This window comes from Janthinobacterium sp. GMG2 (assembly GCF_033949445.1).
Classification (GTDB): domain Bacteria; phylum Pseudomonadota; class Gammaproteobacteria; order Burkholderiales; family Burkholderiaceae_D; genus Janthinobacterium; species Janthinobacterium aestuarii.
Genome location: NZ_JAXAWA010000002.1, coordinates 1,325,464 through 1,336,889, shown reverse-complemented (window position 1 = coordinate 1,336,889; position 11,426 = coordinate 1,325,464). Strand labels below are relative to the sequence as shown.

The following is an 11,426-nucleotide window of genomic DNA, read 5'->3' as shown; positions in this document are numbered from 1 at the left end:
CAACACCAACACCAACACCAACACCAACACCAACACCAACACCAACACCAACACCAACATCAGGGATTAGCACTGAATCACTTGCCAAGAAAATTGGCGTATGTGATGGGATGACTAATTTGTTGTATAAATTCGCAATTGCTGCGGGTGCATGCATTACATTGATATATTTATTTAGTATTAAGTTCTTTCCTACTGGGATGACCCCGGGTGAAGTCGTATTTTTCGGTTTTGTTGCGTTGACATTTGGCATCCTGTACTGCTTGCTATTATTTTATGGTGCGTTGTCATCCATTTGGTTCATCAAGGTTCTTTCCTGGATTGCGCATTTCATCCGCTGGTTGCGGCCGGGATACTCCGTTGTGCCGTATACTTTGCCCGCCTTGATCAATGGTATCGAGTACCTCGTGGTATCAGTATTTATTTGTTTTTTTGCAATATATATTTCATATATTCAGGATGATGCCGCTGTTGCCATGTTATTGCTGACGTTCTTTACTGCCGGCTTTATATCTATCTTGCTGGCGACCGTTGGCCGGCACGTGCCAGCAGCTGGCGGGGCGTCAACTTTTCCCCTGTGGAGACGGATCATTGCGGCCGCGACGGTGCCTTTAGTGATTGTCTTGCTCATTGGCCCAACCATGAAGATGGTGCATATGGTTTTTGAAGGCCTGGGTGTGCGTAATCCTAACGTCAGTATTGAAGTTTCAGAAACTGAGCTGGGTGAAATCGAGCGGATTGCTGAAGTGATAGGCCGGCCAGTGTTGGATTGTCGTAGAACTCCTGGTGGGCGATTGTTGGTGCACAATGCGGATGTGTTATGGAGCAGCATTGGCAATGTTGCCATGGTGTCGTTCAGCGTGCGAGCAACTAAAGAGCCAGGTTATTTCAGTGCCGATCCAAAAATACTCAGGGAGGCGATCTTGCGGCTTGATGCTACCTCGATGCGTATTATTAAAACTGAGCCTAAAATGGATCCCTGTTTTGACGTATCTGCTGACATGTTATTCGAAACAGGTAATGAAACATTAACCTCTGTGGCTGAAACCAGTCTGAATTCCGTCGCAGATGCGATTCTGGCATCAGGCACGCCTGGCCGCATCATCGTGCGCGGCCATAGCGATGCCCGGCCTCTCAGTCGATCAGTTGCTGGTAAGGTCGTTGATAACCAGCATCTTTCCGAATTGCGAGCCGAAGAGGTCGCTAAAGTCCTGAAGCCTTTGCTTAAAGTGCCTTCCGCGATAATTGTGTCGGAAGGAGTGGGGCGCCGGGAGCCGAAGGTTAAATGCGTTGAAATGCCAGGCATGACGCAGTACGAACTTGAGCGTTGCCACGCTCCTAACCGTCGCGTGGAGATTCGGGTTCATTACGTGCGCGACACTAAGCCACAGCAACAGGTTGCATCGGTGGGGAAGTGAGCATGTAGCGTTAACAGGCACGTGACGGTATGGCGCGTGGCAACAAACGGGGCGCTTTCGAGTTTGTTGTCCGGCTCACCTGTTTCATGCCTGATGCTAAAGTGCATCATCGGTTCCTGTTTTCAGGCGCTTTTTTTGCCTGGGCCGCTTATGCTTGCGCCACCGCGCCTGCCGCTTCGAGTATCAGCGCCGCCACTTCCACGGGGCGCGAAGCCAGCGACGCGTGGCTGGCGTTGAGCGTGATGACCTTCCTGGCACCCAGGCGCGCCGCCATGCGCTCCTGGTTGACGGGGGAAATCATGCAGTCGGCGCTGGAAATCTGGTACCAGCTGGGTTTGTGCTTCCAGGCCGGGTCGCTGACGGTGTCGCCGAAGGTGCTGGCCAGCGGCGCTTTCTGCACCACCCCCAGCACGGCGCCTTCTTCCGCGTCGAGGTCCTGGCAAAAGCTGTCATGGTACTGCTCGGGCTTGACCCACAGATAGCCGTCGCTGTCGCCCTCGAGGCTGGCCGCGCCGATGGGCGGGTGTTCCTGCGTGATGCTGCCCGGGCTTTCGCCCGCGTCGGGCGCGAAGGCGGCGATGTAGACGAGGCCCGCGACATTCGGCGCATTGCCGGCCACGCTGATGACGGCGCCGCCGTAGGAGTGTCCTACCAGCAATACCGGGCCATCGATTTGCGCCACCATTTTGCGCGTGCGCTCGGCGTCGTCGGCCAGCGACGTCAACGGCAGTTCGACGGCACGGATGGCCGTGTGGCCGTGGCGCCGCAATTCGACAATGACGCGGCTCCAGTGGGCGGCGCCGCCCCAGAAACCGTGGACGAGGACGATGGTGGCTTGCTTGCTCATGCGAATACTCCTTGTGGCGGTAGCGCCGACGGGGGGCGACACAGGCCGCGCGGCCCGTCAGCAGGCGGCAGCGCAGTGTCCAGCCTGGCTATTGTAGGCCGTTCCCCGGCTGCACGCATCGCTTATCGAATGAGCAATCCCGGTTAAAATATTGTCTGGAGCATCGAGTGTCGCATCGGCCCTTGCTGGCTTGCCCAGATTCCGCTCCGGTTGATATCCATAACAAACTACATGACAATGAAATTAGTATTCACCGCTACGCTGGGCCTTTTATCTTTGCTTCACACATCGTCCTCCTTCGCGGAGAACGTCAATGGAAAAAATCTCTACATGCAGCGATGCGCCGTGTGCCACGGAGCGGAGATCAAGGGGACAGGGCCGCTGGCAAATAAAAGCAACCCCCGTACCCCCGATCTGACCACCGCCGCTTTCAAGAAACGGCTCAATGATTATCCGGGCGTGATCGTCTCGTCGGTCATCCTTCGTCCGAATGGCGACCTGATTCCGAAAACCTTGAAAGAGAATGGCGTCAAGATTGCGCCGCACGCCTGGAGCGTGAAGGATTTTCGCGATCTGAATCAATACATGAGCGGCGTGATTTTACAAAAACGATGACGCCGCACGGCATGCCGACATGACCGAACGGCCGCGCTAGTGCGACACCAGCACCGGTAACGTCATCTCCTGCAGCACCGTGCGCGTGACGCCGCCCAGCAGCGCTTCGCGCAGGCGCATGTGGCCGTAGCAGCCCATCACGAGCAGGTCGCAGTGCCGCTGGGCCGCCATGGCCAGCAGGGCCGTGCCCACGTCCTGGCCCGGCGGCGTGTCGTGCTGCAGCACCTCGACGTTGACGCCGTGGCGCGCCAGGTACAGGGCCAGGTCGGCGCCTGGCTGCTCGCCATGCGCGGCCGGCTGGGCGTGCGAATTGACGACGGCCAGCGTGACTTGCCGCGCCCCTTGCAGCAGCGGCAGCGCATCGGTGATGGCGCGCAGCGCTTCGGCGCTGCCGTTCCAGGCCAGCAGCGGATGCTGCGCGATGCCCGCTGGCGCGGCGGACGGCGTGTGCGGCACCATCAGCACGGGCCGGCCGCAGTGGAGCATCAGGTATTCGGGCGTGCCGGCGATGACGCGCGACGGCGTATCCTGCGCATCCGTCTGGCCCAGGATCAGCAAGTCGCAATAGCGTGCCTGCAGCAGCAGCGCGCCTTGCGCGTCGTCGTCGACGAAGCGCGTTTCATAGGTTCCCAGGCCTTCTTCGCGGGCGATGCGCTCGAAGTCGTGCAAGGCCTCGCTGGCCTGGGTGCGCAGCGCCTGCATCTGCGCCGGCGCAAACTGCAGCGCGTTGACGCCGCCGCCATACGCGTAGCGCGAGATGCCGCTCATGGCCGAGCCGATCAGGTGCGCGCCGTCGGCAACGGCAAGGCGCACGGCCAGGCGGATGCGCTGGGCGCAGTGGCGGGAATTGTCGACGTGGACCAGCAGGGTGGTGTAGGGCATGGCGTTTTCCTCGGTAGTCGCTCGGTTGTCGCTTGGTTGTCGGTGGTCAGGTTTGCAGCACGTAGCGGCCAGGTGCGTCGCCCAGGTCGGGCCCCATGGGCGGCGGCGCCACTTGCGCGCCGGAGCGCTGCGCCAGCCATGCCTGCCAGGCGGGCCACCACGAACCGTCGTGGTGCGGCACGTCGCGCTGCCAGCTGTCCGCGTCGATGTAGGGTGCGTCGTGGCCGTGCGTGGCCAGCTGGTAGCTGCGGCGCGGCTGGCCCGGCGGCGAGACCACGCCCGCATTGTGGCCGCCCGAGGTGAGCAGGAAGGTGACGTCCGTGTCGGTCAGCAGCTGCAGCTTGTACACCGAGCGCCACGGCGCCACGTGGTCCGTCAAGGTGCCGACGGCAAAGATGGGCGCGTCGATGTCGGGCAGGGCGATGTGGCGGCCCGCCGTGCGGTAGCGGCCTTCGGCCAGGTCGTTGTGCAGGAACAGACGGCGCAGGTATTCCGAGTGCATGCGGCAGGGCATGCGCGTGGCATCCGCATTCCAGGCCATCAGGTCGCTGTCCTGCTCGTCTTCGCCAAGCAGATAATGGCGCAGCTGGCGCGACCAGATCAGGTCGTTCGAGCGCAGCAGCTGGAAGGCGCCCGCCATCTGCTTGGTATCGAGGTAACCCTGCTTCCACATGGCCGCTTCCAGGAAGCTGACCTGGCTCTCGTCGATGAACAGCGACAGTTCGCCCGGTTCCTTGAAGTCCGCCTGCGAGGCCAGCATGGTGAGGCTGGCCAGGCGCGCATCGCCATCGCGCGCCATCGTGGCGGCGGCGATCGCCAGCAGGGTGCCGCCCAGGCAGTAGCCGGCCGCGTGCACCTGCGGCGCGCCCGTGATGCGCACAACGGCGTCGAGCGCCTCCATCACGCCCAGCTGGCGGTAGTCTTCCAGCGACAGCTCGCGGTCTTCTTGCGTGGGGTTTTTCCAGGAAATCATGAATACCGTGTGGCCCTGGCCCACCAGGTAGCGCACCAGCGAATTGTGCGGCGACAGGTCGAGGATGTAGAACTTCATGATCCATGCGGGCACGAACAGCAGGGGCGTCGCATGCACCTTGGCGGTCGTGGGCGCGTACTGTATCAATTCGATCAAGTCGTTGCGGTAGACCACCTTGCCCGGCGTGACGGCCACGTTCCCGCCCACCTTGTAGCGGCGCGTGTCGGGCGCATACGGTCCCATGGCGGCGCGCTGCCAGTCTTCGGCCAGGTGCTGCGCGCCGCGCGCCAGGCTGGCGCCGCCGCTCTCGAGGGCCGCTTGCTGGACCACGGGATTGGTCAGCATGAAGTTCGACGGTGCCAGCATGTCGAGCCACTGGCGCACGGTAAACGTGACGACATCCTCGTGGTGCGGCGTGACGCCGCGCACGCCCGTGGTGGCGCGGTGCCACCATTGCTGCTGCAGCAGGAAACCCTGGTAGACGAGGTTGTACGGCCAGCGCCGCCAGGCCGGATCGTCGAAGCGCCGGTCCTGCGGCAGCGGCGCGATGCATGGCGGCTCGAAGGCGCCGCCGGCCATGGCCGATTGCAAGGCATATTGTTGCCAGCGGCCGATCTTCTTCCACGCTTCCTGCAGCAGGGTTTGCTGCTTCGACGGCGCCAGCGCCAGGTGGCTGAGCCAGTCGGCATAGGCGTTGCCCAGCGCGGCCGGCGAAATGCCGCCCGTGAACTTGCCCAGCCAGGCGTTCAGCAGCAAGTCCAGGGTGGCGCCTTCCGGCGCGGTCTCCGGATAATCGGGCGCCGGCACGCCTTGCCAGGCGCTGCCCAGGCGCTCATGTTCAACGTCGTGCGCCGCTTCGCTCGGCTGCGTCTTGCTCATCCAGGGCTCCTGTCATTTTTTTACAGGATAGCAAGAGCTTGTTTAAAAAATTATGATCTACATCAAGTTTGGCCGGATGCGTGCAGCATGTGGCTTGCCGCCTGGATGGCCGTGTCCGTTTCCTGCACAAACAGCCGCAGTTGCTCTTCCAGCGCATCGAGCCGCGCCAGCAGCGCACCCTGCGGCGCCTTTGCCGCTTCTCGCTCGATAGCGGCGGCGATGGCGACGGCCGGTGCGGCGCGGAAATTGGCCAGCAAGCCGGCCAGCGTGTGCGCCTGCCGGCTGACGGTGGCCCGGTCGCCCGCGCGCAGTGCCGTGCGCAGTGCCTCCAGCTGCGCCGGCAAGCCGGTCAGGAACGATGCGCCGATGATGCCGATCACGTCGGCGTCGGCCTGGGCCAGCGCGGCGCCGTAGCCGAAGCGCGGCGTCTGTTTGTTTATCTGCAGCACATGCTGCTCGATCAGGCTGTGGAAGGCGGCCGTGCGGAACGGCTTGGACAGGTAGTCGTCCATGCCCCCGGCGATGCAGCGTTCCCGGTCGCCTTCGAGGGCGCTGGCCGTCATGGCGATGATGACGCTCCGCGGCATGCCTTGCGCTTCGCGCGCGCGGATCTGCGCGGTGGCTTCGAAACCGCCCATCTCCGGCATTTGCAAGTCCATCAGGATCATGTCGAAATGGCCGGCGGCCTGGCAATCGAGGGCGATGCGGCCGTTTGCCGCGTGCGTGACGCGGTGGCCCGCATTCGACAGCAGCACCGTGGCCAGTTCGCGGTTCATGGCGTTGTCCTCGACGAGCAGGATGTCCAGGCCGGGCATGCTTTCGCGTACGGCCTGGCGTGTCGCTACGGGCGCGGCGCTGGGCATGCCGCGGCGGGTGCCCAGCACGCTCATGGCGACGGTCAGCAATTCCTCGGGGCTGGCAGGCTTGAGCAGGTAGCCGCCAATGCCTAGTTCGCGGCAGCGCGCCGCGTCGCCCAGGCTGCCGCAGGACGACAGCATGACGATGGGCGCCTGGCTCCAGTGGGGCAGGGCGGCCAGCGCCGATGCCGTGTCGAAGCCGTTCATGCCGGGCATGGCGAAGTCCATGATGACGCAGTCCGCCGGCAAGGCGCCGCGGCAGTGCGCCAGCGCCGCCTCGCCCGACTCGCAGGCGGTGACCGTGGCGCCGCTGTGCTCGAAGATCCGGCGCAGGATGGTCAGGCTGCTGGGATTGTCGTCCACCAGCAGGATGTTGCGTGCGGCCAGCGAGGCGCCGGGCGGCGGCGCCAGGGGCTGCTGCTCGCCGATGGGCAGGGCCAGGTCCACGGTGAAGCAGCTGCCCTTGCCCAGTTCGCTCGTCAGGCCGATGCCGCCATCCATCATCGTCACCAGGCGGCGCGTGATCGACAGGCCCAGTCCCGTGCCGCCGAAGCGCCGCGTGGTCGACCCGTCTTCCTGCTGGAAGGCGTCGAAGACGGCCTCCTGCATGTCGGCGGCGATGCCGATGCCCGTGTCGCGCACGCTCAGGCGCAGGCTGGCCACGCCATCGCCGCTGGCGCGCAGCCGGGCGCTGACGACCACCTCGCCATGCGGCGTGAACTTGATGGCGTTGCCCGCGAGATTGGTCAGCACCTGGCGCAGCCGGCCCGGGTCGCCGAGCAGGGTGTGCGGCAGCGCGGGGTCGACGTCGAGCACCAGTTCCAGGCCGCTGGTCTGCGCCCGCATGGCGTGCGCGCGCATGGTTTCCTGCAGCAGCTGGCGCAGGTCGAAGGGGATGCTTTCCAGGGTCAGCATGCCCGCCTCGATCTTCGAGAAATCGAGGATGTCGTTGATGATGCACAGCAGGGCGTCGGCCGAGGCTTTGACGATTTCCAGGTATTTGCGCTGGTGGGCATCGAGATCGGAATCGAGCACCAGGTCCGTCATGCCGAGGATGCCGTTCATCGGCGTGCGGATCTCGTGGCTCATGTTGGCCAGGAATTCGCTCTTCGAGCGGCTGGCCGATTCGGCCACTTCCTTGGCCAGCAGCAGCGCGCGCTCGGCCGCCTTTTGACTGGAAATGTCGACGATGGTGCCCACCAGACCGTGCAGGCTGCCGTCGGACTTCAGCAGGGCCGCCTTGCTGCACAGGACATCGACCTGCCGCTTGCCGACGGTCAGCCGGTCTTCATACGACTGGTTGCCCCGGTCCTGCAGCAGTGCCAGGTCGTGCTGCAGCGCTTGCTGCGCCTGCTGCTGCGGCAGGATGTCGGCCACCGTCAGGCCCGGGATGCGCGCCTGGTCGAGGTGGAAGAAGGCGCAGAAGGCGCGGTTGGCGCGCAGGTAGCGGCCCTGCACATCCTTCAGGTACAAGGGGATAGGGATGGTTTCGATCAGCGCGTCGACGAAGTTGAGGTTGTGGCGCAGCTCGCGCGCCGCCTGGCGCCGCTCCGTGATGTCCGTCAGGCTGCCCGTGATACCGGCCAGTTGCCCCTGGCCATCGCGTTCGGCGCGCGCGCACACATCGATCCAGCGCACGTCGCCGTCGCGGGTCACGTAGCGCGCTTCATGGCGCATGCTGTCGACCTGGCCGCCCAGCAGCTGGGACAGGCCGGCCGCGGCGCGGTCGCGGTCGCGCGGATCGACGAATTGCAGCACGCTCTTGCCCAGGCTGCCGGCGGCGCCAAAGCCCGTGATGGTGTGCCAGGCGGGGTTCAGGAAGGTCCAGGCGCCGTGCAGGTCCGTGCGGAAGACCACTTCATTGAGGCTGTTGACGACGTTGCGGTATTCGCGCTCGCTTTTCGCGATGGTCTCGGCCATGCGCTTGCTGTCGCTGATTTCCGTGCGGATGGCGATGTACTGATAGGGTTTTCCGGCCGCGTCGAGGAAGGGCACGATGGTGGCGTCGACCCAGTATTGCCCGCCATTCTTGGCGTGGTTGCAGATTTCGCCGTGCCAGACCTGGCCGGCCGTAATGGTTTGCCACATCTGCGCAAAGAAGGTGTCCGGATGCGCGTGCGAATTGATCAGGCGGTGCGTCTGGCCGATCAGCTCTTCGCGCGCGAAGCCGCTGATGGCGCAGAACTTGTCGTTGACATAGATGATGACGCCGGCCGTGTCGGTGATGCTGACAATGGCGTGCTGGTCCATCGCAAAGCGCTGGTTCTGCAATTCGATGCGGCGCAGTTCCTGCTGCGACACCAGCTCGGCCAGCAGCACCGACAGGCCCTCGATATCGCCTTCCTGCGGCAGGCGCAGGCCGGAATCGTTGTTGTCGAGCAGGCGCACGGCCGCCACGCGCAGCGACTGGATCACGCGGTTGCGGCTGGCCAGTTCCGTGCGCAGCAGGTCATTCGTCATGCTCAGTTCATTCGAACTCAGTTCCAGGCTGCGCGAGCGCAGGTCCAGGTCGCGTTCGGACTGTTCGTAGGCGCCGTCGATGCGCTGCAGCAGGGCTGGCAAGCCGGCCAGGAAACCGGCCAGTTCGGGCGGCGTGTCCGCCTGTCCGCACAGTGTCTGCGCCTGTTCCAGCAGGGCGGCGCAGGCGCTATCCGAGTCGATATCGCAGACGCGGTTCAATTGGCGTGCCAGGGTGCGGTTCATGCTTCGCTCAACACAGTCACGGTCATCGTCTGGTTGTGCAGCTGGCAGGCGCCGGATGGCTGGGCGATGCCGATTTCGCCGTTCGAGTAAAAGCCGGCGATGCAGGGCGCGCCGCCCAGCAGGTCGGCCACGGCTTCGACCTCTTCCTCGGCCCGGTCGCCCATCACCAGCTTGCGTCCCACGCAGCTGACCAGCAGGGCCAGCTGGTCGCCCTGCGCATCGGCGTGGGGGGCGACGCTGCGCGCGGCCGTCTCGGCCCCGTCGATCAGCCGGTTGGTACTGGAATGCATCAGTCTCAGGTAACCGTCGGCGAGGATGTCGCCGGCCAGGGTCAGCGAACCTTGCTCTTCATCGACGGCGAGGATGGTGCGAAACACATTGCTTTTTTCATGCGCGGCCGTGAGCATTTCAAACGGGAACAGCAGGCCTGAAGCGGGCAGGTCGCGCGCATGGTCGCCCAGGTACAGCTTGTAGATGTCGAGCGCCCGCGCGCCATCGAGGCCATACAGCACGTTGTCGACGCAGCGCGTCACCTTGCGCGCGGGGCCGAACGCTTCCCAGCCCGCATGGCTGCCGTAGCCGAGGCGGATGCGTTCGCCGTACAGGCCGACGGCGACGATGGTATTGTCGGCCGCGCCGCGCGGGCCCAGGGTCCACGTCTGGAGGAAGGCGCCGCCGTCCGCCGCCAGTCCGCCCGACACCGTCACGCCAGGCGGCAGGTTCGCCTGCAGACCCGCGATCAGGGCGCTGCCGTTGATGGCCACGCCCGTGCCCAGCATGAAGACGGCCGTCAGGCCATCGTGCGGCAGGGCCTGCGCCAGGCGCTCGCCCGTGTCGTGCGAATCGGCCATGTCGCAGATGATGGCGTCGGCAATCGCCACCGTGGTGTGGGCGAAGCGGATGGCGGTGATGACGCAGCTGTCGTCGTGGACGCGCTTGCCGGCGATCTCGCCTGCCGTGGAGCAGCCGGCGATGACGGCGCCGGGCAGCTGCCGGCGCAGCGCCGCCGTGAGGTCGGGCGTGGCGAAATAGGGGCAGGCGCCGAAGACCAGCACCAGGTCGGGCGTCATGGCGGCCAGCGGCGCCAGGGCCGCATCGAAGTCGGCATGGCTGTTCAGGATCAGTTGTTGCACGCGCATGGCAGGCTCCTCGCTTACAGTGGGTGGGCGTGTTGCTGGACGGGGTCGGGCAGGCTGTCGCGGATGGCGAGCACCTCGTCCCAGGCGCCCAGGAAGGCGTCGAGGCACAGCGGGCAGAAATGGCCGCCCCGGTTTTCCTCCAGGTACTGGCGCGCCTGCGCCAGAGGCCAGGCCGGCTTGTACGGGCGCTCCGAGCTGAGCGCGTCGAAGACGTCGGCCACGGCGACGATGCGCGCCGACAGCGGTATCTGCTCGCCCGCCAGGCCGTCCGGATAGCCGCTGCCGTCATATTTTTCGTGGTGGCCGCAGGCGATTTCCTCGGCCAGGCGGATCAGCGGCGAGTCGCTGCCGGCCAGGATATGGCCGCCGATCTTCGCATGCAGGCGCATGATGGCCATTTCATCGGGATCGAGCCGCCCCGGCTTGAGCAGGATATGGTCGGGCGTGGCCAGCTTGCCCACGTCGTGCATGGGCGCTGCCTTGAGCAGCAGGTCCTGCCATTGCGCATCCATGCCCAGGTTCCTGGCGATCAGCGCCGAGTAGCGCGCCATGCGCATGATGTGGGCGCCCGTTTCCGGGTCGCGGAATTCGGCCGCCCGCGCCAGGCGCGTGACCAGTTCCATCTCCCTGGCCGTGACGTTGGCGATGGCCTGGGCCACTTCGTGTTCGAGCAGCTTGGCGCGGTCGGCCAGCATGGTTTGCGCCGTGCGCAGGGCCAGCAGATTGCGCACGCGCAGGCTGAATTCGATGGTGTCGACGGGCTTGGTGAGAAACTCGGTGACGCCCAGCGAAAAGGCCTGCTTGCGCACGGCGCGGTCGTTTTCCGTGGTCACCATGATGATGGGGATGTCGGCCATGCCGCCCATCTTGCGGAAAATGCTGAGGAACTCGTTGCCCGACAGGCTGGGCATGCGGTAGTCGAGCAAGACCAGGTCCGGCACGTGCGATTCGCACCAGTACAGCGCATCGACGGGATCGCTCATGCAGACCGTCTCGATGCTGCTGGCCTTGGACGCCAGGGTCGATAGCAGGCTCAGGTTGGTGTCGTTGTCATCGACGATCAGGATGCTCATGGTGTCTCCGGCGGATGGCGGTCAGGTGGCGGACGGGACG

At 64.6% G+C, this 11,426-nt stretch carries 8 protein-coding genes; 2 read left to right on the top strand and 6 right to left on the bottom strand.

The window, feature by feature from the left end:
* Positions 1 to 1,418 (top strand): OmpA family protein (locus tag SKZ59_RS12025; RefSeq protein ID WP_319991879.1); only part of this gene is annotated, 1,418 nt, incomplete at its 5' end.
* Positions 1,419 to 1,566: 148 nt separating this feature from the next.
* Here the strand turns inward: SKZ59_RS12025 and SKZ59_RS12020 are convergent.
* The gene (locus tag SKZ59_RS12020; RefSeq protein ID WP_319991878.1) at positions 1,567 to 2,265 is read right to left on the bottom strand and encodes an alpha/beta hydrolase; all 699 of its coding nucleotides are present in this window, start codon (positions 2,263 to 2,265) and stop codon (positions 1,567 to 1,569) included.
* Between the two features lie 237 nt (positions 2,266 to 2,502).
* On the opposite strand from SKZ59_RS12020, the gene SKZ59_RS12015 reads away from it, so the two are divergent.
* Entirely contained in the window at positions 2,503 to 2,880 is a 378-nt protein-coding gene (locus SKZ59_RS12015; RefSeq protein WP_319991901.1) for a cytochrome c, read from the top strand.
* 36 nt (positions 2,881 to 2,916) lie between these two features.
* Here the strand turns inward: SKZ59_RS12015 and SKZ59_RS12010 are convergent, their stop codons facing one another.
* The 5 genes from SKZ59_RS12010 to SKZ59_RS11990 all read right to left on the bottom strand — a co-directional run bounded on the left by SKZ59_RS12010 (position 2,917) and on the right by SKZ59_RS11990 (position 11,386).
* Positions 2,917 to 3,762 carry a universal stress protein gene (locus tag SKZ59_RS12010; RefSeq protein ID WP_072453826.1) on the bottom strand — a complete coding sequence of 282 codons (846 nt, stop codon included), beginning with the start codon at positions 3,760 to 3,762 and terminating at the stop codon, positions 2,917 to 2,919.
* A 46-nt stretch (positions 3,763 to 3,808) separates the two neighbouring features.
* Positions 3,809 to 5,614: a PHA/PHB synthase family protein gene (locus SKZ59_RS12005; RefSeq protein ID WP_319991877.1), complete on the bottom strand. Its 1,806-nt coding sequence runs from the start codon at positions 5,612 to 5,614 to the stop codon at positions 3,809 to 3,811.
* 62 nt (positions 5,615 to 5,676) lie between these two features.
* The gene (locus tag SKZ59_RS12000) at positions 5,677 to 9,174 is read right to left on the bottom strand and encodes a PAS domain S-box protein (protein ID WP_319991876.1); all 3,498 of its coding nucleotides are present in this window, start codon (positions 9,172 to 9,174) and stop codon (positions 5,677 to 5,679) included.
* Complete coding sequence (locus tag SKZ59_RS11995) at positions 9,171 to 10,313, bottom strand: FIST signal transduction protein (RefSeq protein WP_319991875.1); 1,143 nt, start codon at positions 10,311 to 10,313, stop codon at positions 9,171 to 9,173. Before SKZ59_RS11995 ends, SKZ59_RS12000 begins: the two co-directional genes overlap by 4 nt.
* 14 nt (positions 10,314 to 10,327) lie before the next feature.
* Complete coding sequence (locus SKZ59_RS11990) at positions 10,328 to 11,386, bottom strand: HD domain-containing phosphohydrolase (RefSeq protein WP_319991874.1); 1,059 nt, start codon at positions 11,384 to 11,386, stop codon at positions 10,328 to 10,330.
* Positions 11,387 to 11,426 lie beyond the last annotated feature (40 nt).

Bases quoted from the DNA above. Each gene is read 5' to 3' on its own strand.
- SKZ59_RS12020 (WP_319991878.1), bottom strand. From the start codon at position 2,265: ATGAGCAAGCAAGCCACCATCGTCCTCGTCCACGGTTTCTGGGGCGGC.
- SKZ59_RS12015 (WP_319991901.1), top strand. From the start codon at position 2,503: ATGAAATTAGTATTCACCGCTACGCTGGGCCTTTTATCTTTGCTTCAC.
- SKZ59_RS12010 (WP_072453826.1), bottom strand. From the start codon at position 3,762: ATGCCCTACACCACCCTGCTGGTCCACGTCGACAATTCCCGCCACTGC.
- SKZ59_RS12005 (WP_319991877.1), bottom strand. From the start codon at position 5,614: ATGAGCAAGACGCAGCCGAGCGAAGCGGCGCACGACGTTGAACATGAG.
- SKZ59_RS12000 (WP_319991876.1), bottom strand. From the start codon at position 9,174: ATGAACCGCACCCTGGCACGCCAATTGAACCGCGTCTGCGATATCGAC.
- SKZ59_RS11995 (WP_319991875.1), bottom strand. From the start codon at position 10,313: ATGCGCGTGCAACAACTGATCCTGAACAGCCATGCCGACTTCGATGCG.
- SKZ59_RS11990 (WP_319991874.1), bottom strand. From the start codon at position 11,386: ATGAGCATCCTGATCGTCGATGACAACGACACCAACCTGAGCCTGCTA.